Origin of the sequence: Algoriphagus halophilus (assembly GCF_041729275.1) — a bacterium.
GTDB lineage: Bacteria > Bacteroidota > Bacteroidia > Cytophagales > Cyclobacteriaceae > Algoriphagus > Algoriphagus halophilus_A.
On the sequence record NZ_CP146486.1, the window covers coordinates 2,766,267 to 2,790,164 of the forward strand.

The window sequence follows — 23,898 nt, forward strand, 5'->3', positions numbered from 1 at the left end:
TATTTTTCAAGAATCAATTTGGAATCACCCAAGTCAGTTGGAATTAATTCAACACTATTTAAAAGCGTAGTAATAGGAATTTTGTTCGCTGCATTATTAAATTTCCCTTATCGTATATATGCTACAGTTAAATCTGGAGCTTTAGAGTATATCATATTAGCCTTTACGCCAGAGGAGTTTATTAAATCATTAGGAGCAGGAATTTTTGAAGAAATCACATTTAGAGGCACTCTTTTAAATTTCTACAATCAAAAGAAAAAGAAGTATTTAGGCCTTGTTATTTCTTCAGCTATTTTTTGCTTAATACATGCTCCTAATTCGTTTTTTGGAGTTGATATCACTTTTTTTACCTCTTGGATATGTTTATTTTCGGTCTATTATTTGGTTTAATATATCTCAATTATGGATTGGTTACTGCTATCACAACACACTTTGTAGGCAACCTACTTATCGGAGGTTTTATTCAAGCAACCCGATATGGCTCTTATTACAGTTTTGGTATAGCTTTGATTATTTGTATTTGGCTATTTATTCGTGATAGAAACAAGCAAAAAATAAGTTGGGCTAATTAATAAAGCAAATCATAAGGAGGGCCTCTCCAACAGTTAAGTTAGCGAGGTTCGCTTAGGCAAATAGATACAGGTCTCACAGCAAACCATGCCTATAGCTTTGGGTACAGCTTACAAACAGGCTTAACCAACTCGCCAATAATGGACTTCCACCCTCTTAAATAATTTGGTATATTGGGTAACAGATGCCCATACTTGGCACACTCAAGGTGTGTATGCAATAAAAATTTTATTAATTTTTTTAAAGGAAAATTTTTACTGGATAAATCTAGTATTAACTGTAATTGTCATGAAAAAGAAATACATTTTATTGTTATCCTTTACATTAATTTGGTCATGTCTTTATAGTCAGAATAAAGCCAATGAATATATTATCAAAGATGTTAATCTAATTGATGGTACTGGAAATGATCCACAAATAAAATCGGTATGGATAAAAGATAAATCCATATTCAAAATCAGTGATTTTGACCTTTTAGTTGCCTCTGATTCGATCAAGATAATAGAGGGTGCAGGAAAATTTTTAATCCCTGGCCTTATCGATAGTCACGTACACCTCTTGGCAGGAAGGACTTTAGAGGGAGAAACGGAATTGCTTCAAAAAATGCTTAAAACAGGTGTGACTTCAGTTTTGGATTTAGCTGGAGATGCCAGAGATTTTGCCTACTTATCCAAACAACAAAAAAGAGGCAGCTTAGAAGTTCCCGAACTCTATTTTTCAGCTCTATTTACAGATATCGAATGGATGAAGAAGGATTTTAGAATGGTTGCTTTTCCGGATGGTAAAAACGGAGACCTACCTTTTCTTCAAGCAGTTAACAAAGAAACGGAAATTAAAATAGCTGTAGCCAAGGCAAAAGGAACTGGTGCTTCAGTTATTAAAATTTATGCAAATCTTTCACCTGAAATCATTGGAGAAATAGCAAGTGAAGCAAAAAAGTTAGGAATGATGGTTTGGTGCCATGCAACACAGTTCCCGACGACATCAGAGCAATTACTTGGAAAAGATATCGATGTTTTCGTTCATGCTGATCTTCTGGCATTCAAACCAAATAAAGATGTTCCGACTGACTACCATACTTGGTTACAAACTTATTACAATAATGATTCGACTTATCAAAAACTCTATGATGATTTGGATATAGAAGACTTGTTGAATAAAATGAAGGAGGAAAAAATCATTTTAGACCCCACTATTATTAATTACCCTAGTGAGAAGGTCCCTTTGGCGGTCACTATTGCAAAAATGGCACATGAAAAAGGTATAAAAATGACTACCGGCACTGACGTACCCGGCCATCCGACATTAAGAGAAATTTATGCATTGGTTGAAAAGGTTGGTCTTACTCCAATAGAAGCAATAATGTCCTCTTCCAAAAATGGAGCCGAGGCTATAGGAATTTCAAATTCTCACGGAACCATTGAAGAAGGAAAAATGGCAAACATGGTATTATTGAACAAAAATCCTTTGATAAACATAAGAAATTTGGAAACAATTGATTCAGTTATCCTTAATGGTAGACAAATCGGTATGGATTAAAATGTTAAGTTTTTCTATAAGCCATTAATGCGGCTAATAGACAGACCGTTGTACCACATAAAAGCCAAATGGTGCGAAAATCAATATTATTCATTCTTGCCATTTCCTTGTTATTCTCGTGCAGTGAAAATGAGAAAACAACCAATAACGCTGTAATTCAAGAACAAATTGAACAAGAAATTTGGGGAGCCATCGAAAGTCGATTTAATGCTTGGAAAGATAATGATTTACAATCTTACATGAATTACTACCATCCTATTTGGAAATGATGGTCATCAAAAAAGATCAATTAATTACTAAACAAGATATTGCCGATTTTTGGGATGTAATGAAAAAGGAGGAGGAGTGTTTAGAAATGAAGATTACTCCTACTGCTATTGAAATTTTAGATGGAGGGAACTCAGCTATTGCTCATTATACCCATACGGAATCATTTAGATACAATGGCGAGGATAAGGAAGATGGTAGAAAAAAGGGAAGTGTTTTCAAAGGAACATTAAGATGGAGTGACTTTATGGTTAAGGAAAACGATAAATGGCTTGTTCTTGGCGGACATAGAGATATGACTTTTCCCGAAGGGAATTTAGTTCAATTAAATGAATAATTAAAAATACGAGGTACAATCAAGTAGCCGATCCTTAGTTATAAGCCCGCAGCCTATCACCATATAAGGGAATTCGCTTAAGCCAAGGCCCCCACAGGTCTCACAAAATAATAAATACGGGAGTCTCGATAAATCGGGAGTTCCTTCGTATAAGTGACTTTATTCTCGAAGTGATTGTAATTATTTGCGAACATAAATACTTCGCATTTGACCCGTTGGAATGACCATCTTTTTGGCCTAATTTCTCTAATCAAGACATAAGAAATGGCTAAAATCCATTGATTTATTTGTAATTAAAATGAATATTCCCAACATTTAAAACCCTATGATTTTTATTCGAAAATCTTGCAGATTTTGCAAGCAACGAAATCAAAACCAGACCTTTGGCTTTGAATTAAACCAAACAATTATGAGAGGAACTGTTTTAGTAATTACACTTTTAACTCTTTTGACCTCTTGCGATTCTGGGAAATCAGATAAAAGTGAAAACACAAAAATAAATAAGGAAATCCCGTCCTTATCAGTTTTAATTTCAGAAGACACTTATGTAGCACCCGATTCGGTTGCTGCTGGATATGTACACTTAAAATTATCTAACGAAGCATCCGAAATGCACTCTGCTCACCTTATTAAGTTGGACAAAGGTTATAACACTGATCAGTTAATACAAGCTTATGCAGACTCCATGAAAACCGGTGGTCCAAGACCGCAATGGATGACACACCGAGGCGGAGTTATTGCTGAACCTGGAACAAGTGAAATATATCTACTTCTTGAACCTGGGAATTATACTTGGGTTTGTGTGATGGGTGATGAATCCGCACCACATTTTGCTGGTCACGAACATAAAGCATTCAAAGTCTACGGGGAGATTGATCAGTCTCAAAAATTACAAGCTCAAGATCTGACCATTGAAATGACAGATGAAAATTTTGAATTGGACAAGTCTATTTCTCAAGGTAAACAATCTATTGAAATCGTGAATTCAGGCTCAAAGTATCATTTGGTCGCCATTTCAAAATTAAATGAAGATGCAAAAGCTGAAGATCTTATCAAATGGTACAGTAATTATAATGGGCCACCGCCTGCTCGAGGAATTATTGCAACCTCGGCGATAGGGCCTGATTTAACGGCAAGGATAAATGTTGATTTTGAACCCGGGGACTATGTACTTTATTGTATGGCTAATGCTGAAGGAACATTTCATTTATTGGATGGAGCAATCACATCATTTACAGTAGAATAAAATAATGAAGGAGGGCATAGAGTCTCCTCAACAAACAAAGACCCAAATGAAAACTAAAATTTATTATCACTACTGTCCGAGAAACGTTTTAAAATTTAGGGTAAGCTTCTGTTAAGAAGCCTACCCTTTTTGCTGTATTTTAGGTTTACGACAACTTTAAACAACAGCGGGTGAAAAATACACATTTCTTCGGACAGCCGATTTTTTCTCAACTTCTTTCTTTGATCGATCGGAGCCTTGTTGCAAAATTGTTTCCAAAAACCAATCGGATCGGTACTACAAAAGCTTTGACACCTGGCAACATTTGGTCACGATGCTGCATTGTCTTTTCAGTGGCTCCACTTCGCCAGGAGCTTTCCACGGGTCTTTTGGCCTGGCAGAACAAGTTGATACATATCGGCATGGCCCAAGGCTCCCGCAGATCCACCATCTCTGACGGGAACAAGCGAAGACCAAGTGAGGTGTTCAAAGCGCTCTATCTTTCTCTTTTGAAAATACAGAGGTGTTTTGCCGGACAGCCGACTCCAAGATGGAAGTGATCCAGAAGCTGTTTATTGTCGATTCGACTGTCATCAGCCTGTTCAAAGACATCCTCAAGGTGGCCGGAAGACCCCGAAAGGACGGCAGGAGCAAAGGCGGTATCAAAGCCCATGTGATGATTCATGCGGCTGAACTGATGCCCTGCCTGGTCCAGTTTACAGAAGCAAGCCGCCACGATCACACCTTTTGAAGTATTCCCAGCTGCCGGAAGGTCTCTATCTGGTCATGGACAAGGGGTACACAGACTACCATCAATATGCCCAATGGACGGACCGAGGGATTTTCTTTGTGTCCAGGATGAAGAATAATGCAAAGTTCGAAAGCCTGGAAGAAATAGAACTGCCCGAAGACAGAGACCATGAAATCCTCAAGGACGAAACCATCACGGTCCAATACACCGTGGACAAGGAAAAACATCCGCTCAAACTCCGAAGAATCGCCTACTGGGACCAGAAAAACCAAAACTGCTCATCTTCCTGACCAACAACCTGAACTGGATGCGGCAACCGTAGCGGCTATTTACAGGCACCGATGGCAAATCGAGCTGCTGTTCAAAAAACTCAAACAAACTTTCCGCTCAAATACTTCTTGGGAGACAACCAAAACGCGATCGAAATCCAAATCTGGTGCGCGCTGATATCCTTGCTACTGATGGAAGTTGTCCGTAAACAGCTCAAAAGGAACTGGGTTTTCTCCAACATGGTGGCAATCGTCAGATTCCACCTGCCCAGCTATGTGCACCTGACAAACTTCCTCAACAACCCTGAAAAAGAACCTGGGAAAGCCTTGCTAAATCCTCCCAAATGAACCTGTTTCAACATAGGGGGCTTCTACCTTTTCAAAAATCAACCAAAAAACCCCAAATTAGAGCATAAGAAAACAAATGTCCGATTATTCTATTTTAGTCGGACAGTAGTGATTTATTATCTAACATTTATGTTTATTTTATTTTTTGTTTCAAGTCAATTGAAAGCACAAGAAAATAATATAGGTTCAGATTCATCTTCCATAAAACAACAAATTTTAGAATTCAATAGTGATTATTGGAAAGCTTATAATGCATGTGATGTTGAAAAGATACTTTCGATGGAAAGTGAGGATATTGAATTTTACCATGATAGAGGTGGTCTCACAATTGGCCAATCGGAAAGCAAAAAAGTATGGGAAAATTTCTGTAAAAAGAAGGAGTGGAAATTGGAAGCTATTTTAATGGATGATATTAAAGTTTACGAATTGAAAGATTCTGGAAATTTGTATGCAGCAATTATTATTGGAGAATTAAGCTTCCATGCAATCAGACTGTCTGATGGAGAAAAATTTCCAGCTGGCTTTAGCAGTTATACAACGGTCTTGAATTATGAAAATGGGGAATGGAGAATGTCCCGCGCTTTAAGTTATAATCATAGGGATTCTAGATAAAAAATTGTGTTAACAATGGATTCAACTAATTACTTGGTCTAGTTTACTTTTAAAAATCCTCTTGGATTTTCACTTTGGTGTGTATTCCTAAAAATAAGTGTTAAAACAAAGCAAATAGTCACAGTCAAAATCGGTTAAATGATCAGATTAAATATGAGATTTTTAAACCTTTCAAAAAGCCCTCTGATTTACTTAACCCTAATTCTCCTAATATTTTCAATCAATTCTTTTGCCCAGTCCGAATTGAAAGAGGGCATTCAGTATGTAAATCTTGATGGCTATAATTTTGAAGTAAAAATTCAAGGTAAAAAACATCTAGAATCTGATGTCCCGGTAGTAGTTTTTTAATATGGTGCAGGGGGAAGTTTAAATGGCAAATCTTGGGCTTCCGTATTGGACTCTATTGCAGAATTTGCTCCAGTTTTTAGTTATTCGCGTTCAGGAATGGGCAATTCTGAATGGAACGGTTTGGAACCTACACCCAAAAATGTAGCCTTAACACTTCATAAACTTTTAGCCAAACTAAAATTACCAAAACCTTATTTAATGATGGGGCATTCCTGGGGAGGTGTTTTAATAAGAGCATTTGGAGGGCTGTATCCCGATAATGTAAAAGCACTTATATATGTTGAGCCTGATAATTTTATGGCTGAACCAGGTGAAGGAGATGAAGCTTTTGTAAAAAGAGGAATGGACCCGAAAGAGGTTGATAAGTTTGACAGAGAAAGCTACGCAGCAATGTTAAAAATAATAGAAGCACCTGTAGGCCTTATAGCCGAATCCAAAGAGCTTATAAAATATTGGGACCAAAGTGTAGCAGAAAGAGATCTTGGTCCACATCCAGAAAAGCCAATGGTTTTATTATTGGGTACGAAAGGGTTTCCAAGTTATCCTCCAGCCCCCGAAGGAATCACAAAACCATGGGATGACGATGACCTTTGGTTTGAAGCCCATATTGAAAAAAGAATTAACCCAAAGCGTAAATTGCATCTACGCTTTTCTATTTTTAGGAATTTGTAATTCCCCCAACCAAAGACAGCCATTTAGGAGTAAGTAAGAGAAGTATTCAAAAATTGTTGAAATTAGTGGTAAAGAATCCATATCATCAGACGAAGTCAACCAGCATAAACCATGAAGTATATTTTTAAAGTATTTCTTTTTTTCCACTCCTCAGTATACTGTTTCTTCAAAGCTGTGACGATGCAGAACCAATATCAGAAAAATTAGATACCACCACAGTCCACATGCAGTGGCACACATTAACACTTTCCTTCAAAGGGCCAGAATCATCTGAATTGGCTCAGGAAAATCCGTTTTTAAACTATCGATTGAGTGTTGAATTTAAAAACGAAGAAACCCAATATACGATCCGTGGATTTTATGCCGCTGACGGAAATGCTTCTGAAACGAGTTCAGACGCAGGTCCTATCTGGAAAGTTCGTTTTACTCCCGATAAAATAGGGACCTGGTCATACTCCGCAAAATTATACAAGGGAGATAGCATTGCATTAAACTATGATACAAGTAGTGGGGAATTGGTTTCTATCTCGAATGCCAAAGGCAATTTCCAAGTGACCAAATCAGATAAAGAGGGAAATGATTTTAGAGCTCATGGACGAATAGAAACCTCCAATGGGTACTTTAAATTTACCGGCACTGATAAATATTGGATAAAAGCCGGTACAAATAGTCCTGAAAACTTATTGGCTTACATTGATTTTGATGATACTTATCGTATCAAAGCGGAAGCAAGAGAGGGAGAGGCTGCAACCTCGGGCGAAATTCATACCTATGAGCCACACCTGAAAGATTGGAATACAGGAGACCCCACATGGCAAGATGGGAAAGGGAAAGCACTGATCGGCGGCATTAATTATTTGGCATCAAAAGGCATGAATGCAGCCTATTTCTTGACTTTAAATATTTTAGGCGATGGCAAAGATGTATGGCCTTATGTAAGCCCTAATGACTTTACCCGATTTGATGTGAGTAAATTAGATCAATGGGAGATCCTATTTGAACACATGCAATCAAAAGGGATACTATTGCATATGGTGATCCAAGAAACTGAAAACGAAACCATGTTAGACGGTGGTGATACAGGTCCTTTACGTCAGCTATACCTTTATGAATTGATTGCCCGGTTTGGACATCACAATGCTTTAATTTGGAATATGGGAGAGGAAAATGGACTTGCACCATGGGTTACAACCGGAGCTCAAACGGATGCGCAGCGGAAAGCCACAGCAACATTTATTAAAAAGAATGACCCTTATCTTCACCCAGTGGTAAACCATACATTACCTACCGAAGAGTTAAGAGCTACAGTTTTAGACAGTCTACTTGGATTTTCTCATGTGGATGGGATTTCATTACAACAAGACGAGCGGAAGAATGCACCAGAGGTGGTACATGATCTTAAAGAAAGGTCTAAAAATGCCGGACACGAGTGGCTAGTCACAATGGATGAAATTGGGATGTGGTTTGACGGTGCCAAAACTGATGCTGAAGATCCTAATCATACGACACTTCGACGCTATGCACTTTGGGGAACATTACTATCAGGAGGAGCTGGCGTGGAATGGTATTTTGGGGCTCAACATCCACACACCGATCTAACCTCCGAAGACTGGCGGCAGCGAGACCGACTCTGGGAAATTACCAACTATGCGAAATCGTTTTTTAACACCTACCTGCCGTATTGGGAAATGCATCCTGAGCATAGTTTGATAAACTCGAAAGATGCCTATTGCCTGAGCAAAAAGAATGAAGTTTATGCGATCTATTTACCAAATTCCAAGACCTATACGATTGATTTAAGTAGCGCAAATGGAAGCTTTACCGTACAATGGTTTAATCCATTAACTGGAGATCAATTACAAATCGGTTCGGTGAATAAAATTGACGGAGGTCAAATTCGTTCATTTGGAAATCCTCCTAAGATTGAGAATTCGGTCCCTGACCAAGATTGGGTCGTATTGATCAAGCGGTCCAATTAATTAAGTCCATTATTTAATTTCTGATGTAAATTTTCTGTCAAAAGTTAAAAGATCAAATCCCATAAATTGCTCTCCCCTAAATTTAGACCAAGAAACTATAGGGGGCATCTACGTTTTTCTATTTTTAGAAATTTGTAATTCCATCAGATCTATCTGGTCTTCTTGCCTAAGCAGGAAAAGTGAAACTAGTCAGAGAATTTATTGCATGTAGACAACTTTGCCTCAGAAGCTTTTGATTCAACATCGGGAAACATAGTTGAAATCACACCGTTTTTAAATCAATATTGATCCTGATTGAATTATTTTAAAAAATGGATTGGGACTACCATGAAATCAGGCTAGAAGGAAAATTGTCTGAACTTATAGATTGCATCTGGTGGGAGAATTATTCAGATTTTCATCCTAATAACAACCAGCACCTCCTTATTCCCGACAATTCCATAGAATTGATTTTTACTGATACACTTATTGAAAGATTTTTTCAACTTTCAGAGAAAGTTAAATCCAGAAAAAGCCAACTTGCAGGGCTCCGAACAGCACCTCAAATATGTAAAGTCATAAAAAGTCCAGTAATAGGAGTTAGGTTTAGGCCAAAAACATTTTATCGATTATGCAAAACTGAATTAAGCCAAACCATCAATGATTGCTTAAACCCAATTGAATGTTTTGGCCAGTCGGTTTTGAATCTTGAAAAAGAAATTTTTAAAGCCGCTAATCAACAAAAAAGGACTGATCTAATTCAATCCTTTTTGAAGACTTCTTGCCTTCCGAAAGCAACCCTATCGATGAGTTGTTTGAAAAAATGGTAGAACATATAGAAAAAAGCAAGGGCGATTGCAGCATACGGGAATTACCCATTCTTTTTAACACCTCTGCAAGCACCATTGAAAGAAAATTCAAAAAGAATTTAGGAATCACCCCAAAGAAATATGGCATGCTGGTCAGGTTTGTAAATCAAGTGCTTGCAAAAAGGGAGAAACTTAACTCATTCAACAGCAACTCTGGTTTCATTTACTTTGATCAAGCACATTTTATCAAGGAAGTGAGCAAATTTTCAGGCCTAACTCCGAAACAATTGGCTTCATTCAAAATTGGAATTCAGGAGGTTTATTCTAAAAAATGAGCAATTGATGATTTTTTACAATTTTCATAAGTTTTGATGACTTAGAATTGTGGAAAAAAATGAGAATTCTATCAATAATAATTTTTATCCTCATTTCTACATTTTGCCATGCCCAAACTAAAAAACTGGAATCATTTTCAGTCTCTTATTATGGCGAAATGATCACCCATCCCGGATTAAAGATAAATGTTGACTACTCTTTAAAGGAATGGGGTAAAACAAAGGTTACCAATAAAGGTGCTTCGTTCCATGTTACAAAAGGATTTTTCATTAGCCCATCCATTGGACTATTTTACCATAGACGTTATCAAACCGGTCTATTTTTCCTTCCAGAAATTAAATACAAAAGACAGAATCCTAAAGGCAGATTTTTTGAACTAGGTATTGGAGCAGGATACCTTAGAAGATTTATTCCAAACACATTTGAGGTAAATGGAAACAGTGAAGTAAATAGTACTCATGCAGGTTCTAATTATTTCGCGACAAATTACTTTTTCGCTTTTGGAAGAGACCTTAGGATAAAAGAGAACCTTCCAATCGGGTATTTTATTAAACCACAACTAGTATATGCAATACCAAACTTCCCAAAAGGAACTGCCTATTTTATACTGGAAGTAGGAATCAAATACTATTTAAAAAAATAGGAAATGAAAAAAATACGATCAATTCTAATATTAGCTTCACTATTGCTCTTTAATGCTTGTGAGCAATTCGAACTTGAAACAAACACAGACACATTTTTCCATGTAAAAGTGGATGATGCGTCCTTACCTGTTTGGATTAAGGGAAATACTGCATCTTCAAAACTTGTAATCTATATCAATGGAGGCCCTGGATTAACCAGTATTGATGTGGCAAGGGCAGATTTATTTAATTGGGAAGAAGGATTTGAAGAAAACTTTGCAATGGTTTATTATGACCAGAGAGGATGTGGAAATGCTCAGGGAAATTTAGATGAAAGGTTACTTACCATTCAACAGTATGTAAAAGATCTAGATGCTATCATTTCCGTTTTAAATTCAAAATATCAAAATCCTGAAATCTTCCTTATGGGGCATAGTTTTGGGGCATTTATTGGAGTCAACTATTTATTATCCCCCAAATTTCAAGACAAAATAAGGGGTTGGATTTCTATCGATGGAGCATATAATTTTGATTATGATTTAAGTTGGCAATATCGAAGAACATTTTTGATCAATATTGCAAACGAGGAAATCCAAAAAGGTAATAGGATAGACCATTGGACATCTGCTCTTCAATGGACCGATAATAATCAAATTATTACGACAAGAGAGCAAAAAAACGAATGGAGAGAATTTGTAGGCTGGCCAGGAGAGATCATCATTCCTGAAGAGTTAGCTACACTATCGGTTCGCCAATATCTTCAAATTGGATTTTTTCAAGCTATAACCCATTTCCATCTTATTTATCCTCCAATCTTGAAATCGTCAATGACAGATTAAACAAAGATGTAGAAGGAAAAATTTCATAAACGAAGTTTCCAAAGTGAAGATCCCTTCTTTATTAATTTGGGGCAGATACGATGATCTAATCGTGCCAGAAGAGGGAATGGATGTGTTCAATAACTTTGGAACCCCTCTCAATGATAAATTTTATAGGATTTTACCAAACTCAAGTCATGAACCTTACATCAGTGATCCAGAATTATTTAAATTAGAGATAATGGATTTTATCTCAAAGTATTAATGTCATTCAATGATTGCTTTGACACTTAAGAATCATCTGAACAATTTTGAAGCTTAATAAAACTCTAATCAGTATTCAGAACTTTTTATGAAAAAGGTCAGCATTTTTCTCGGTCCCTGGGTAGTATTTTTATTGGCCTCTTGTCAAGAAGCAAAAAGATCATCGCAATTATCAACTACTTCATTGGATGAATATGCTATTGTTTATAATGTTTTGGTGAACGATTCTACTGACAATTATGAAGTGTTCACCATGAATATGGATGGTTCACAACAAAAAATATAACAAACCTAAAGGGTGTAGAATGGTCATATTATTCATTTAAGGACAAGGTTTATTTCATATCAGATAAAGATTCTTGCCAACGTTGTGCCTATTATCTGTATGAGACAAATTCTAAAGGAGATCATCCTCAAAAAGTATCAACTATTCCTTTGGCTGATAGCTGGATGAGCGGGAGAAATGAAGGTAAAGAATTGATTATCAAACCAAAATCAGATTCAGTATTCTACATCATTGATCTTGAGGGGAAGGTCCTTAGTACATTAAATACAGGTTTACCCTATTCAGGCGACCCACTTTTTGTTAATGGCGGGAAGCAAGTAGTTTTCAGGGGCGGTCAAACCAAATCAAAATTAATCGAAGGCTTCAAGGAAGAACTTTATATCATAGATGAAGACGGCAAAAACAAAAAGCAATTAACCCAATATCCTCCAATGGACACAACCGCTGGAAAATTTGGATACAAAGCGGGAACACCAAAACTTCATCCAACTGAAAACTATATCACCTATCAAAGCAAACAAAATGGGAAATACAGCTTGTACGCAGTCAGTCTTGATGGACAAAAGCATTGGAAACTAACTGAAAATAAGGAAAATGAAGGGTGGCATGATTGGAGCCCTGATGGAAAATGGTTGGCGATTGAACTTTTTGATAATGACCAAACGCAATTTCATATTGGACTGATGAATTGGGAAACGCAAGAATTAAAAATATTGACTGACTCGACCTATCAATATCAACAAAGTCCAAGCTTTGTTCTTAAAAAATAAAGGTGCTATGAAGCAGTTAATCATTCTGATATCCTTTTTGTATTTACTAAGCTGCAGTTCTAAGCAATCGAATCCATTCGATTTAGTGATCTCCAATGTAAATCTAATTGATGGTACAGGGGCCCCAATTCAACATTCCGTTTCAATAGGAATCTTTGAAGGAAAAATAATTGCCATTGAACCTGAATTACAAACAGATGGGTTTAATCATATTGATGGTACGGACAAGTTTCTTATCCCTGGATTATTTGACTGCCATGTTCACACCGGAGATTTTGAAAGAGACTTTCCCAGATTTGTCCATTATGGAGTGACATCTGTCTTTGTAACGGGAGGAAGTTTGTGTACAAATGAATACTATGCTTCCATGCGGAAACAAGGGAATCAAGATTCTATTCCGGCACCTTTGGTTTTCCACACAAGTCAGCACTTTACCATGGAAGGACGACATCCATCAAAAACTTATTCTAGTAGTAATTGGCGTAATGGAGAATCGATATTTTACTTAACAGACACCTTACAAATTGAACGACTTGTACACGACGTTGCTCAATATCCTATCGTAGGAATCAAGTTGACCATTGAGGATGGCCCTTCTCCTCCATTCGTGGAAAGAATCCCTCAAAAATTCATAGAAAAGACGGTAAAAGAAGCTTCAAAATATGACCTGGAAGTATTCGCTCATGTGAGTGATAATACCGAACTAGAAATGGCTATTAAAGGAGGGGCCCAAAATCTTGTTCACTTTACTGGGGTAAACATAGAACCCCAAGATGGTCCTCAAATGGAGTTACTTCAGGAATTTATCCAAAGAGATCCCTATTGGGTAACCACTTTAATGATTGATAAATCATTCCTGTACCCCTTATATCCTGAATGGTTTGAGTCTGAATCGATGCTTAGATCCTATCAAGAATCTGTCAATGATTTGGATTCTAGTTTAGTAGATAGGGCAAGACGCTATGTCCAAACTCTGATGGATGAATACGGGCTAAGCGATGATAGTTTGGAAGCCTTTATGTTGCCCCAAGTTGAGGACATCCAGTTTTTAAACATGATGGGATTTAAAATGGTATTAGGAACAGATACCGGAAATGACTTCAACTTTCCTGGATACAGTCTCCATGAGGAAATGCAGTTATTGAACATGGGAGGGTTGGAGCCATTGGACATTATAAAAATGGGAACTTTGAATGCGGCCAAAATGATGAATGCACAAGATAGCTTGGGCTCCATTGAAATTGGAAAACTTGCGAATCTTATATTGCTCGATAAAAACCCCTAGAAGATATCAGCAATACTTTATCAATCAATTTGGTTATAAAAAGAGGTAAAATTCAAGACCGTTTGAATTAGTAAATACAATAATAAAATAGATTCAATTTTTTTTCTGTCGCTTCCCTAAAAAACAACCATTCACCAAACCACAATCAAAACCAGTAACATCAATCCAATCTTCGTATCTTGAAAAAAACCTAACTAGGTGGCCGATGCGACAGACCTTTTTACTGATTATTCTATTTTTTCAACTTAAACTCTTAACAGCACAAACTTCCCTACTAGAAATTGATCTTGAAAATGGACCTTATCGAGTAGGATTTCGACATTACACGAAGTCAGACAGCACCCGAACTTACAGTCGGGTTTTTGATTACACCAATAATAAAGTACCTAGACCCATTCCGATCAGCATTTGGTATCCAGTAGAACTGCAGGTAACCGACTTGGAGCCCATGAAGGTCTTGGATTACTTGGAAATCCTAAAAGATGAAGAGGAATGGGAACATTTACCCAATGAGCAGATTTTAAATTGGTTTTATTATGCCAATACCCCTTCCAACCAACAACACCTGAACGAACAAACCACAGCCTACGAAAATATAGAACCCGGAAAAGGGAAATTTCCGGTTATTGTCTATGCACCTAGTTTTCAAGCCTCCTCCATCGAGAATTTTGCCCTGTGTGAATTTTTGGCTAGTCATGGGTATGTAGTCCTGTCAAGTCCCAGTCGAGGTTCCGAAACCCGTTGGTTTAGTAATCATTTAGCAAAGGAAATGGAGACTCAGGCCAGAGATGTGGAGTTTTTACTGAAAGAAGCTGGGCAATTCCGGCAATCTGATTTAGACAAAATTGGCTTGATGGGTTTTAGCTTTGGAGGCTTGGCTACCATGATCACCCAAAATCGAAACGAATGGATCAAAGCAGTTGTAAGTTTGGACGGAACAGAGCGGTACCAATATGAGCTATTGAGCCAGTCCCCCTTTTTTGCTCCTCAAACCTTAAACGTTCCCTACCTCCACATGGCACAGAAAGATATTCCTGAAGTAGTCTTAAAGGAAGATCGCATAGATCCTGAAGTCAACACGAGCTTTCAGCTTTTTGACAGCCTTAGCCATAGTGTAGCGTATCAATTAAAATTTCACGATCTTACACATAGTTATTTTAGCACCTTGGGAGTACTCTTCGCTGATCGAGATACAAGACAGGACAAGACGGATTTGGAAATCATGGATTCCTATCGGCTAATGGCCAATTATACCTTGAATTTTTTAAATGCATCACTGAAAGAGGATTCTCTAGCCTCCAGCTTTCTTGAACACCAAGCTAGCTCATCTGAAGAAACAAAGAGTCTCATCTCTCAAAAAGTCAAAAGACCAGAAGAAGTCCCTTTCTCCTTTCAGGATTTTAATGACCTGGCTTCTAGCCAGCATTATGAAAACCTATCTGAACTTTATGAATCCATCCTAACAACCCATCCTTCGTTTGAAATTCCAGAAGGGCCTTTAAATACTCTTGGGCTTCAATTGGTGTTCAATCCAGCTACTTCCAACCAGGGTATTAAGGTATTTCAATTGGCTGTTTCTTTATTTCCCAATTCTGCCAATTTGTACGATAGTTTAGGGGAAGGATACTTGTTCATCGGTGACAAGACAAAGGCGATGGAAAGTTTTGAAAAATCCCTGGAGCTCAATTCCCAAAATCAAAATGCCATCCATCGGTTGGAACAATTAAGAAACTGACTTTGACCCAACCCCATTTTTTACTTCAAAAGTCAGGAGAAAAAATAATTCAAACTAGGAGAATCAATTTCACTTAGACCTAAGGAATTATTCAATGAAACAATTAATTTAGAAGGTTTATTGTCTACCACCTTTTTGGATAAATCTGAAATTATCAACCTTTAGTCTAGGGGTTCCAATTGGTATTGCTAATAAATAAAAAACCTTTTTACAACCCTCTTAGATTATGGCATTTGGTTTATCCCCAAAGTATGTTCAGTACATTCGAACTGAACACATAGAACCCAAAATTTTCTTGATACTAGCTATCGAAGCGGCCAAGAAAAAGGCTGGAACGTCAGCTTCTTAAGTGAAACTGGTTTTATAGCTTATACAAATTTCTCTTGGAGCTCTTGGAGCGAAGAAATCTCAGTTTCCATTACCAGTGGATCCGTCCTTCTAAAAGTGAATGCACTGGAAATCAGTTGATGGACTGGGGTAAGAATAAAAAACATACAAGCGCTACTCAAAATACTCGAGGAGTTAAAAACTACAATTACTCAGGAAGAAATTGAGGTAAAGCTAGAAGAATTACGAGAGGCAAGTGTTTCCAAAAAAGAAGATATTTTTAGCCAGCCGGCCTTGTCTTCCAAAGAAAAAATCACAGGTTTCTTTTCCATTTTTAACCCGATAGATGGATATTTTGTAACCCCGTTGCTCATCATTTGTAACCTCCTGATTTTCATTGCAATGATCTATACAGGAACTCATTTTTTGTTTCCTGATATTCAAGATTTATTGGATTGGGGTGCTAATTATAGACCTTTTACAGTAGATGGCCAATGGTGGCGATTGTTGGTATCATGTTTCCTTCATATCGGGATATTGCACTTACTTTTTAATATGTATGCCCTATTTTACATTGGTCTTTTGTTAGAACCTTACCTTGGAAAGGCCAGATTCTTGGCAGCCTATCTTATTTCAGGAATTGCAGCAAGCATAGCTAGCATATGGTGGAATGGCATGGTGGTAAGTGCTGGTGCTTCAGGAGCCATTTTTGGGATGTATGGTGTATTTCTTGCGCTACTTTCCACCAACTTAGTTGACAAATCTATCAGGAAATCTTTATTCACCAGCATTGGGGTTTTCGTGGTATACAACCTTGTAAATGGACTCAATCCCAATAATGGAGTGGATAATGCTGCTCATATCGGAGGGCTACTTACTGGATTTGTTTTAGGCTATGGCTTTGTTCCAAGCTTGAAAAATTTGAAAATAGGCTACTCAAATTTTCAACAATTGGGGGAATGACTCTTATCCTATTGATTTCATCTTTTACAGTTTATAAAACTATTCCAAATGAGATGGAAGTTTATGGGGAGGGAAGCGACTTGGGGATATATCAAAAAGAAATGGAAAGATTTGTTTCCATGGAATCTATGGCTCTAGAAGTCTTCGAATTACCAGAAGATACACCAAAAGATATTTTACTCTCCGAAATAAAAGATAGAGGTATATATTATTGGGTTGAGAACGTAAAACTCATTGACAATCTAGATAAACTCGACCTGCCTTTATCGCTAAAAGAAAAAAATTTAAGGTTAAAAGATTACTGCCAACTTAGAATTAAAATTTTTAATCTACTTTATAAGTCTATTGAAGAGGACACTGACAGATACGAAAAAGAGATTCAATTTTACAGCGAGGAAATAGAGTTTATCATTACTGAATTAACCGGCAATTAAACAAGTTGAAGTGTCCACAAATATTGGTTTTCGATTTGCCGGGATAGTCAATACCTTTTAAATGGAAGAATATTTTCTTGATAAATATCAGAGCAAAACAAAGATTGAACTCCAACGAATCGTTGATAATAAAGAGCATTATCAGCCAGATGCTGTATTAGCTGCGTCCAAGTTATTGTATCTTAGACTGAATGAAAAGCTACCACAAATACTAGGTGATTCTGTCAATGAGTCAAAAGGAGAAAACATAAAAGTTGATAGAATTTCTTTAAGCTTTGATTATCATCCATTTTTCCGAACCTTGAGTTATAGAGAGTTTTTGACCTCTATTTCCATAGCGTTATTTTACCTGGCAGTATTTGAAATTATTGATTATTACTCAGACGAGCGATTTTTTGAAGATTCTCAAGGTACTTGGAAATGGTTTACTCTTCTATTGGTTTTCTTAATAAACCACATCCTATATAGGTTTGAGCACAACAGGTCAAATAACTTAATTGGGAGATCAATTAATGACCTCTTCTTACTTGTTTCAATTTTTCTAATTAGATCTTCTTATGCCTTAATCGTGGATATCAGCTATGACTTTAGTGTCGACGCTAGTGTAATGGGGGTTGTTTTAGTTTTATTTATTTTACCCTTTTTCATTTTTGCTTTCGAAATAGGAGTAGGCATTCTCAAATATTTATTAAAAATAATAAGGTGTCAAATTTTTTAAAATTCAAGATAGCCTTGATATTGGGGTCCATTGGCATTTTGACTCTTATCCCTCTTTTTAAGAGTAATTTTAATGCACCTGTAACTATGCACAGGTGGAAGCATTTGGAATGGGAAGATTTTCAAGGTTTTGTAAAGCCATTTACAGGATGGGGAGCTGGAATCAGTAGCTCTGTTTTTGTTGAATACGACTCCATCCAGAAAAAATACTCCGCCTATGCAGCAATGAACAACCAATATTCTTGGAAAAGTAGGTATGTCTTAAATTCTGATTATGTATTGAATCATGAACAGTATCATTTCAACATAACAGAATACCATGCTCGGAAGCTGAATGGCATTTTCGAAAACAAGGATTTTGGACATGAATCACAAGTCATGTATGAACTGCTTCGGATACGATCTGACCTTTATCGAATGCAAATAAAATATGATGCTGAAACCGATCATTCATTAAATAGAGCATACCAAAAAAAGTGGGAGTATCAGATTGATTCTCTACTGAATAAATCCGAAGACTACCCCCTATTTCCAGAAAAGGAGAAAGTGGAATTATACTTTCCGGAAAAACCTAAGACTCTGATTTTAACGATCGATCATGAAAAATATTCAGGCTATATTCTTGAAAAGTATGATGCTACTTTTTGGATAGTTGATTTGGAAATTTTTAGTAATGATACCCTATCAATCGAATCCTTTGCAGCACAAATCTTAGCGAATGCTGGCCAAACCGATATTTTCTTAAATAGAAATTTACCCCATCAAAATTCAATATTTGAATCGTATAGCAAGGACACTTTAAAAAATGAAATCGTCTTGGACAAATTTCTCCTTGGGAAGAATACGACCTTTTGGTTAAAATATAAATATCCTAATGAGAGAGAAAATCGAGAGATTTTTCAAGTGATAGGTGACCAGTTCTTCGGCTCGTATAGGATGCTTGATGAATGAAAATTCTCTCAAATTAATCACTCCCTCTTAAGCTTAGACTTTCATAATACTCGGGTGCATCTATGCTTTTCTATTTTTGAGAATTTGCAATTCCTCAAGCCAAGTAAATTCACAGCAGTAAAATCAGATACTTAATCCCAATTGAATAAACTTATACACCACCATTTACACCAAATCTATACATTAGTGCAATTTTACTATCTTAATCTTAAAACTATAAAGCTGGATAATGCGATCAATCCTTTTATTGATTCTTCTACTTTTTCAATCCAACTCACTAAAAGCTCAAGAGGGAAGTGGCGACCAAACATTCAACACAATTTTGTTTAAGGTTAGCTCTTCAGAAAACGATCGGGTTTCTTACTTATTTGGAACCCATCACGCTTTTGGAAAATCATTCTTCGACACCCTTACTAAAGCGAACCAAGCACTACACTCCAGTGATTTGTTGATCAAGGAAAATCTCAATATTCCTGGAGAAATGGCAGAAGATCTCATCAATCGAAGATCCACGACTACCAAGTGGAATAAATTGTTAAACAGGGAGGACTTGTCTTTCATAGAGGCCCTTTTTCTTCTAGTCCCACTGATTACCACAAAATGACAGCTGCTGAGATGTATACTTTCCTTAACAGATACTTCAAACAGCAAGTCTGTTTAAACAAAAGTACCCAAGACAGCTCACTCTCCTTAGATGATTATATTGGTTCTTTAGCCAGTTCCCAAAACATGGAGCTGATGGGTCTTGAAACTACCGAAGATCAGATCAACCTGATCAATAAAGATGTGGAAGGAATGCCAACTAAAAACCATAAAAGAAGGCTCTCTAATATTATTTCTAAAATCAGGAACAACAAGGGAAATGACTGTGAGGAAACTGATTGGTATTCACAAATGGAAATGGATTACCAATTGAGTATACATTGTGGAAATTCTTTGGTTTTAACCGACCGAAATAACAAATGGATGGTTAATATTTTGGAAAAATTAAAATCCAACAATTGTTTTATCGCAGTAGGACTAAGCCATTTGATGTACGAATGTGGATTGATCAATCAACTGAGAGAAAGAGGATATACCATCACTCCAATAGAATTAAAATAAATTTACCAAATGTAATGTGCTATCGATTGGCATCTTCAAATTGGAATTCATTAGCTCAATAATATGGCAGGAGAAACTAATTTAAAGAAGTTGATTCATGGAATGACCCCGGTCCTAAATGAGGGAGAATATGTCTATGCAAGCCTTACAGATCTTTCGAAAATTGATCGTCAGGGTACCATTTGTGAGTTTAAGGAAAAGGAAGGAACTACTGTGGTTATCGAAAGAAAAAGGCTGACCAGCTCAAGCTACACTATGAATTTGTGGCTTCCTGGATCACTTTGGAAATCCACTCTTCCTTGGAGGCTGTTGGCCTGACAGCAGCATTTTCAAAAGCATTGGCAGAACACTCAATCAGCTGCAATATCATGGCCGGCTTTTATCATGACCATCTTTTTGTAGATGCAAAAGATGCACTCAAAGCCATGGAAGTTTTAAAGAATCTTTCAGGAAATAGAACCAGCTAAAACTGATTGTTACCAGGTATTCCCAACCCCTCAAGCATCAACCAATTGAGAAACACGAACCCTGAAAAAAATGGAGATTGAACTAATTAAAGGAGATATTACCCAACTAGCCGTAGATGCCATTGTCAAAGCAGCAAATTCTTCCTTATTGGGAGGCGGAGGTGTGGATGGAGCAATCCACCGTGCGGGTGGAACGGAAATTTTAGCCGAATGTCAAAAAATCCGAGCTCAACAAGGAGGATGTAAGGTCGGTGAAGCTGTGATTACGACTGCGGGAAATCTTAAAGCAAACTATGTCATTCACACTGTAGGCCCAGTTTGGAAGGGTGGAAAGTCCGGCGAAGCAGAGCGATTGAAGAATTGCTATATCAACTCCCTGAAAATTGCCAGTGAACATGGGGTCAAATCCATTGCCTTCCCCAATATCAGCACAGGAGTCTATGGATACCCATTGGAAGAAGCCGCGGAGATTGCCATCACAGCAGTATCTGGAGCCAATTTCCCAGAAATAGAAACCCTCACCTTTGTATGTTTCAATCAGGAAAACTATGAACTCTATGATCAAAAACTGAATCAAATGAGCCAATAATTTTACTCAGTATTTTGACTAAAACTTTCTCCGCTATAATGGTGTGTTGGATTTACTCACTTGTCGTTGGCTCCGAATAAAGACCTATGAATCTCATTTTACAATCGACAATCACTTGCCCTGCTTGTGGACATGAAAAAGAAGAAAGGATGCCTACCGATGCATGTCAATACTTTTACGAATGTGAAAACTGTAAGAAAATTATTAAACCTAAACAGGGTGACTGTTGTGTTTATTGCAGTTATGGAACAGTGAAATGTCCACCGATTCAAAAAGGAACGAATTGCTGTGGATGATTTTGATTTGAATCAGTAATTCTTAAAACTATATCCTCCCCAAGCATTCTTAAAACACACAAGCTTTCAATCTCTGAATCTTTGCTAAATTAGTACATCACTTGGCAAAACTTCATTCAGTTCTTTTAGTGATTTGAATGATAATCAAGTATTCCACTCTAAAACAGGTTGAAAAAAAGTGACCAAAGAATTGAAAATAGCAGGATCCATCCACTTTAACAAACGCTATTTATCCAGGTATTTTCCAGTTGTTTTTGGGATTCTTTCCGGCTTTTCGGTCTTCTATTTTCTGTATTTTTTGAGGCCTATGGAATTCAAAAAGGACTGTCTTACTCAGGCCATTCCCATCTATTTCGAAGCATCAGTTTCGGTGTGTTGACTTTTACCTATCTCACAATATTCGAAACTTGGCTCAAGCCAAAATGGGCAAAGGGTCGCTGGTTGAATCAAACCGCCTGGTATGTAGGTTTGGTGATGTTGGGCAGCCATCTCATCTTTATCCTATTCAATTTTTTCTGGAATTGGCAAGAGTGGGATCTAATAGGCTATGGATTGATTATTAAAGAATTCCCTTTGATGATGGTACTCCCGCTATCTTTTTATTTAGTTCTAAAAGCCATGATCAAACCAAAAGGGATTAACGCGGATTATTTACTATTCCAATCTGAAAATGGCAAAGACCTCTTAAAGGTGAAGTTGAGTGATTTTATGTTTGCAAACTCTTCTGATAACTACATCACCATTTTTTATCTGTCTCATAATCAAAGCAAGCAGCACTTGATCCGAAAGCCCTTGAAGGTGCTGGAAGAAGAATTAAAAACCCATATAGAAATTGAGCGTGCCCACAGAAGTTATTTGGTCAATAGAAGGAATATTCAGGCAGTAAAGCAACTCAAAGGGAAAGTGCATGTTGAAATAAATGGTCACAGTTTACCTGTATCCAAACAGTTTCAAACACACTTTCTAAATTAAGCCTTCGTTTCGTCCCTCAAGTAAAATTTTTATCCCAAAACGGCCAAATTATTCGTCAAACAGCAATCTAGGCTTTCATATTTGTAAAAAACGAAAGTCCATGAAGAACATTTTAAACCTGCTGTTTTGGGGAATATTCTTGAGCTTCACAATCGGCTGCCAATCAAAGAAAGAGGATGGCAACATGTCTTCAATGCCGGATCGAGCTCAAAAAATAGACTCACTGATCCAAGCACATTTTCAACAGAATCAATTCCACGGGGGAATAGTCATTACCGAAAAAGGAGAAATCCTCTACGAAAACTACCTGGGAATGGCAGATAGAACTTGGGGGATTTCTGTGGCAAATGACACCAAATTCGATATTGCTTCGGTCAACAAATCCATGATTGCTGCACTTGTTTTAAAAGGTGTAGAAGAAGGAAAGCTAAGCCTAGAGGATAAATTGGTGGATTTGTTATCTTCATTTTCTTATCAGGGAAGTTTTCACCCGGACATTACCCTCCATCACCTCATGAGTCACAGTTCGGGATTACCTGATTATGATGGCGTGGCCAAAGAATTACAGGAAGATTTCTTTTTGCCTTTTAAGCGTTTGCGTTTTACGAATGAGGGCTATGTTGATTTCATCAGTACCCTCAAGCCGATCAATAGCCCAGGTCAACAATTTTACTACAGCAATTTCGCCTATCACCTCCTTGCTATCCTCTTGGAAGAAGCTTATGATATGCCTTTTGCAGCACTGTTAAAGGAAAAACTGACTAGTCCTTTGGGACTAAAACATACAGTCTCTGAAAGTCAAAACGAAATCATCATCCCACAACTTGCCAGAGCATATAACTACCAAGAGCAGACAGGAAGCTGGCTTGAGAATAGGTTCATTGACTTAAGCCTAGGAAGAAGAATATTTTCTACTCCCTCTGACCTAAACCGATGGGCACATGTCATGGATAATCCGGGATGGTTATCTGCAGAATCCTTGAATTTGATGCAGCAAAATCACCAAGCTACCATAGACCAAAACTTTAGCTATGGTTACGGCTGGGTGGTCATAAACGAAGAAAACAAAAGTAGGATGGTCGATTTAGGAATAACTCAACCCTACATCATTCATGGGGGTAGTACGGAAGGGTACAAAGCCATGCTCATCAATATCAATCATGGAGCATATGTCATCAGCTTCCTAAGTAATGTGGGAAGCAAGACTAATGAAATCCAACTCGCAAAAGCAATTGTAAACATTCTAATAAACTAAA

The 23,898-nt window shown here is 37.2% G+C and carries 32 protein-coding genes and 1 pseudogene; all 33 read left to right on the forward strand.

Annotated features, from left to right (window positions below):
* Positions 1–18: 18 nt before the first annotated feature.
* The 33 genes and pseudogenes from V8V91_RS14785 (at position 19) to V8V91_RS14945 (ending at position 23,897) form a co-directional block, all read left to right on the forward strand.
* A complete protein-coding gene (locus V8V91_RS14785) occupies positions 19–390 on the forward strand; it encodes a CPBP family intramembrane glutamic endopeptidase (protein WP_373395850.1) in 372 nt (123 codons plus the stop codon).
* A gap of 468 nt (positions 391–858) precedes the next feature.
* A complete protein-coding gene (locus V8V91_RS14790; protein WP_373395851.1) occupies positions 859–2,109 on the forward strand; it encodes an amidohydrolase family protein in 1,251 nt (416 codons plus the stop codon).
* Positions 2,110–2,374: 265 nt separating this feature from the next.
* The gene (locus tag V8V91_RS14795; protein WP_373395852.1) at positions 2,375–2,713 is read left to right on the forward strand and encodes a hypothetical protein; all 339 of its coding nucleotides are present in this window, start codon (positions 2,375–2,377) and stop codon (positions 2,711–2,713) included.
* Between the two features lie 409 nt (positions 2,714–3,122).
* Positions 3,123–3,959, forward strand: coding sequence for a hypothetical protein (locus V8V91_RS14800; RefSeq protein WP_373395853.1), 837 nt, complete (start codon positions 3,123–3,125; stop codon positions 3,957–3,959).
* Positions 3,960–4,206: 247 nt separating this feature from the next.
* The gene (locus V8V91_RS14805) at positions 4,207–4,395 is read left to right on the forward strand and encodes a DUF4372 domain-containing protein (RefSeq protein WP_373400701.1); all 189 of its coding nucleotides are present in this window, start codon (positions 4,207–4,209) and stop codon (positions 4,393–4,395) included.
* 93 nt (positions 4,396–4,488) lie between these two features.
* The gene (locus tag V8V91_RS14810) at positions 4,489–4,689 is read left to right on the forward strand and encodes a transposase (RefSeq protein WP_373395855.1); all 201 of its coding nucleotides are present in this window, start codon (positions 4,489–4,491) and stop codon (positions 4,687–4,689) included.
* On the forward strand, positions 4,686–4,979 hold the full coding sequence (locus V8V91_RS14815) for a transposase (protein WP_373395857.1): 294 nt from the start codon (positions 4,686–4,688) through the stop codon (positions 4,977–4,979). Before V8V91_RS14810 ends, V8V91_RS14815 begins: the two co-directional genes overlap by 4 nt.
* Positions 4,915–5,136: a transposase gene (locus V8V91_RS14820; RefSeq protein ID WP_373400702.1), complete on the forward strand. Its 222-nt coding sequence runs from the start codon at positions 4,915–4,917 to the stop codon at positions 5,134–5,136. Before V8V91_RS14815 ends, V8V91_RS14820 begins: the two co-directional genes overlap by 65 nt.
* A complete protein-coding gene (locus tag V8V91_RS14825; RefSeq protein WP_373400852.1) occupies positions 5,031–5,306 on the forward strand; it encodes a hypothetical protein in 276 nt (91 codons plus the stop codon). Before V8V91_RS14820 ends, V8V91_RS14825 begins: the two co-directional genes overlap by 106 nt.
* Before the next feature lie 129 nt (positions 5,307–5,435).
* Entirely contained in the window at positions 5,436–5,918 is a 483-nt protein-coding gene (locus V8V91_RS14830) for a DUF4440 domain-containing protein (RefSeq protein WP_373395860.1), read from the forward strand.
* A gap of 369 nt (positions 5,919–6,287) precedes the next feature.
* Positions 6,288–6,938: pseudogene (locus tag V8V91_RS14835) on the forward strand (alpha/beta fold hydrolase); the annotation flags it as partial.
* Between the two features lie 224 nt (positions 6,939–7,162).
* Complete coding sequence (locus V8V91_RS14840) at positions 7,163–8,917, forward strand: DUF5060 domain-containing protein (protein WP_373395862.1); 1,755 nt, start codon at positions 7,163–7,165, stop codon at positions 8,915–8,917.
* Positions 8,918–9,228: 311 nt separating this feature from the next.
* Complete coding sequence (locus V8V91_RS14845) at positions 9,229–9,726, forward strand: DUF6597 domain-containing transcriptional factor (protein WP_373395866.1); 498 nt, start codon at positions 9,229–9,231, stop codon at positions 9,724–9,726.
* Positions 9,678–10,040 (forward strand): helix-turn-helix domain-containing protein, encoded by a 363-nt coding sequence (locus V8V91_RS14850; RefSeq protein ID WP_373400853.1) that lies wholly within the window; start codon positions 9,678–9,680, stop codon positions 10,038–10,040. The genes V8V91_RS14845 and V8V91_RS14850 overlap by 49 nt, the downstream gene beginning before the upstream one ends.
* A 47-nt stretch (positions 10,041–10,087) precedes the next feature.
* Positions 10,088–10,684, forward strand: coding sequence for a hypothetical protein (locus tag V8V91_RS14855; RefSeq protein ID WP_373395868.1), 597 nt, complete (start codon positions 10,088–10,090; stop codon positions 10,682–10,684).
* 3 nt (positions 10,685–10,687) lie between these two features.
* Entirely contained in the window at positions 10,688–11,503 is an 816-nt protein-coding gene (locus tag V8V91_RS14860) for an alpha/beta hydrolase (RefSeq protein ID WP_373395870.1), read from the forward strand.
* 43 nt (positions 11,504–11,546) lie between these two features.
* The gene (locus V8V91_RS14865) at positions 11,547–11,747 is read left to right on the forward strand and encodes an alpha/beta fold hydrolase (RefSeq protein ID WP_373395871.1); all 201 of its coding nucleotides are present in this window, start codon (positions 11,547–11,549) and stop codon (positions 11,745–11,747) included.
* An 87-nt stretch (positions 11,748–11,834) separates the two neighbouring features.
* On the forward strand, positions 11,835–12,032 hold the full coding sequence (locus V8V91_RS14870) for a hypothetical protein (RefSeq protein WP_373395872.1): 198 nt from the start codon (positions 11,835–11,837) through the stop codon (positions 12,030–12,032).
* Between the two features lie 164 nt (positions 12,033–12,196).
* A complete protein-coding gene (locus V8V91_RS14875) occupies positions 12,197–12,802 on the forward strand; it encodes a TolB family protein (RefSeq protein WP_373395873.1) in 606 nt (201 codons plus the stop codon).
* 7 nt (positions 12,803–12,809) lie between these two features.
* Positions 12,810–14,087: an amidohydrolase family protein gene (locus V8V91_RS14880; protein ID WP_373395875.1), complete on the forward strand. Its 1,278-nt coding sequence runs from the start codon at positions 12,810–12,812 to the stop codon at positions 14,085–14,087.
* Between the two features lie 205 nt (positions 14,088–14,292).
* Complete coding sequence (locus V8V91_RS14885; protein ID WP_373395876.1) at positions 14,293–15,822, forward strand: dienelactone hydrolase family protein; 1,530 nt, start codon at positions 14,293–14,295, stop codon at positions 15,820–15,822.
* A gap of 621 nt (positions 15,823–16,443) precedes the next feature.
* Positions 16,444–17,112: a rhomboid family intramembrane serine protease gene (locus tag V8V91_RS14890; RefSeq protein ID WP_373395877.1), complete on the forward strand. Its 669-nt coding sequence runs from the start codon at positions 16,444–16,446 to the stop codon at positions 17,110–17,112.
* On the forward strand, positions 17,109–17,546 hold the full coding sequence (locus V8V91_RS14895) for a hypothetical protein (RefSeq protein WP_373395878.1): 438 nt from the start codon (positions 17,109–17,111) through the stop codon (positions 17,544–17,546). Before V8V91_RS14890 ends, V8V91_RS14895 begins: the two co-directional genes overlap by 4 nt.
* A 61-nt stretch (positions 17,547–17,607) precedes the next feature.
* Positions 17,608–18,264, forward strand: coding sequence for a hypothetical protein (locus V8V91_RS14900; protein WP_373395879.1), 657 nt, complete (start codon positions 17,608–17,610; stop codon positions 18,262–18,264).
* A gap of 86 nt (positions 18,265–18,350) precedes the next feature.
* The gene (locus tag V8V91_RS14905) at positions 18,351–19,214 is read left to right on the forward strand and encodes a hypothetical protein (RefSeq protein WP_373395881.1); all 864 of its coding nucleotides are present in this window, start codon (positions 18,351–18,353) and stop codon (positions 19,212–19,214) included.
* A 229-nt stretch (positions 19,215–19,443) separates the two neighbouring features.
* A complete protein-coding gene (locus tag V8V91_RS14910; protein ID WP_373395882.1) occupies positions 19,444–19,818 on the forward strand; it encodes a TraB/GumN family protein in 375 nt (124 codons plus the stop codon).
* A complete protein-coding gene (locus V8V91_RS14915) occupies positions 19,815–20,318 on the forward strand; it encodes a TraB/GumN family protein (RefSeq protein WP_373395883.1) in 504 nt (167 codons plus the stop codon). Before V8V91_RS14910 ends, V8V91_RS14915 begins: the two co-directional genes overlap by 4 nt.
* Before the next feature lie 102 nt (positions 20,319–20,420).
* Positions 20,421–20,636 (forward strand): ACT domain-containing protein, encoded by a 216-nt coding sequence (locus V8V91_RS14920; protein WP_373400703.1) that lies wholly within the window; start codon positions 20,421–20,423, stop codon positions 20,634–20,636.
* Entirely contained in the window at positions 20,582–20,785 is a 204-nt protein-coding gene (locus V8V91_RS14925) for an ACT domain-containing protein (RefSeq protein WP_373395885.1), read from the forward strand. Before V8V91_RS14920 ends, V8V91_RS14925 begins: the two co-directional genes overlap by 55 nt.
* Before the next feature lie 70 nt (positions 20,786–20,855).
* On the forward strand, positions 20,856–21,374 hold the full coding sequence (locus V8V91_RS14930; RefSeq protein ID WP_373395887.1) for an O-acetyl-ADP-ribose deacetylase: 519 nt from the start codon (positions 20,856–20,858) through the stop codon (positions 21,372–21,374).
* 86 nt (positions 21,375–21,460) lie between these two features.
* A complete protein-coding gene (locus V8V91_RS14935; RefSeq protein WP_373395888.1) occupies positions 21,461–21,670 on the forward strand; it encodes a GDCCVxC domain-containing (seleno)protein in 210 nt (69 codons plus the stop codon).
* Between the two features lie 441 nt (positions 21,671–22,111).
* On the forward strand, positions 22,112–22,642 hold the full coding sequence (locus V8V91_RS14940; protein ID WP_373395889.1) for a LytR/AlgR family response regulator transcription factor: 531 nt from the start codon (positions 22,112–22,114) through the stop codon (positions 22,640–22,642).
* A gap of 100 nt (positions 22,643–22,742) precedes the next feature.
* Positions 22,743–23,897, forward strand: a complete 1,155-nt coding sequence (locus V8V91_RS14945; protein WP_373395890.1) for a serine hydrolase domain-containing protein — start codon at positions 22,743–22,745, stop codon at positions 23,895–23,897.
* Position 23,898 lies beyond the last annotated feature (1 nt).

Coding starts and splice junctions, on each gene's coding strand:
- V8V91_RS14895 (WP_373395878.1), top strand. CDS start 17,109: ATGACTCTTATCCTATTGATTTCATCTTTTACAGTTTATAAAACTATT.
- V8V91_RS14810 (WP_373395855.1), top strand. CDS start 4,489: ATGGAAGTGATCCAGAAGCTGTTTATTGTCGATTCGACTGTCATCAGC.
- V8V91_RS14880 (WP_373395875.1), top strand. CDS start 12,810: ATGAAGCAGTTAATCATTCTGATATCCTTTTTGTATTTACTAAGCTGC.
- V8V91_RS14900 (WP_373395879.1), top strand. CDS start 17,608: ATGGAAGAATATTTTCTTGATAAATATCAGAGCAAAACAAAGATTGAA.
- V8V91_RS14860 (WP_373395870.1), top strand. CDS start 10,688: ATGAAAAAAATACGATCAATTCTAATATTAGCTTCACTATTGCTCTTT.
- V8V91_RS14935 (WP_373395888.1), top strand. CDS start 21,461: ATGAATCTCATTTTACAATCGACAATCACTTGCCCTGCTTGTGGACAT.
- V8V91_RS14790 (WP_373395851.1), top strand. CDS start 859: ATGAAAAAGAAATACATTTTATTGTTATCCTTTACATTAATTTGGTCA.
- V8V91_RS14845 (WP_373395866.1), top strand. CDS start 9,229: ATGGATTGGGACTACCATGAAATCAGGCTAGAAGGAAAATTGTCTGAA.
- V8V91_RS14945 (WP_373395890.1), top strand. CDS start 22,743: ATGAAGAACATTTTAAACCTGCTGTTTTGGGGAATATTCTTGAGCTTC.
- V8V91_RS14920 (WP_373400703.1), top strand. CDS start 20,421: ATGACCCCGGTCCTAAATGAGGGAGAATATGTCTATGCAAGCCTTACA.
- V8V91_RS14800 (WP_373395853.1), top strand. CDS start 3,123: ATGAGAGGAACTGTTTTAGTAATTACACTTTTAACTCTTTTGACCTCT.
- V8V91_RS14875 (WP_373395873.1), top strand. CDS start 12,197: ATGAGCGGGAGAAATGAAGGTAAAGAATTGATTATCAAACCAAAATCA.
- V8V91_RS14870 (WP_373395872.1), top strand. CDS start 11,835: ATGAAAAAGGTCAGCATTTTTCTCGGTCCCTGGGTAGTATTTTTATTG.
- V8V91_RS14825 (WP_373400852.1), top strand. CDS start 5,031: ATGGCAAATCGAGCTGCTGTTCAAAAAACTCAAACAAACTTTCCGCTC.
- V8V91_RS14915 (WP_373395883.1), top strand. CDS start 19,815: ATGACAGCTGCTGAGATGTATACTTTCCTTAACAGATACTTCAAACAG.
- V8V91_RS14885 (WP_373395876.1), top strand. CDS start 14,293: ATGCGACAGACCTTTTTACTGATTATTCTATTTTTTCAACTTAAACTC.
- V8V91_RS14830 (WP_373395860.1), top strand. CDS start 5,436: ATGTTTATTTTATTTTTTGTTTCAAGTCAATTGAAAGCACAAGAAAAT.
- V8V91_RS14840 (WP_373395862.1), top strand. CDS start 7,163: ATGCAGTGGCACACATTAACACTTTCCTTCAAAGGGCCAGAATCATCT.
- V8V91_RS14905 (WP_373395881.1), top strand. CDS start 18,351: ATGCACAGGTGGAAGCATTTGGAATGGGAAGATTTTCAAGGTTTTGTA.
- V8V91_RS14930 (WP_373395887.1), top strand. CDS start 20,856: ATGGAGATTGAACTAATTAAAGGAGATATTACCCAACTAGCCGTAGAT.
- V8V91_RS14910 (WP_373395882.1), top strand. CDS start 19,444: ATGCGATCAATCCTTTTATTGATTCTTCTACTTTTTCAATCCAACTCA.
- V8V91_RS14795 (WP_373395852.1), top strand. CDS start 2,375: ATGATGGTCATCAAAAAAGATCAATTAATTACTAAACAAGATATTGCC.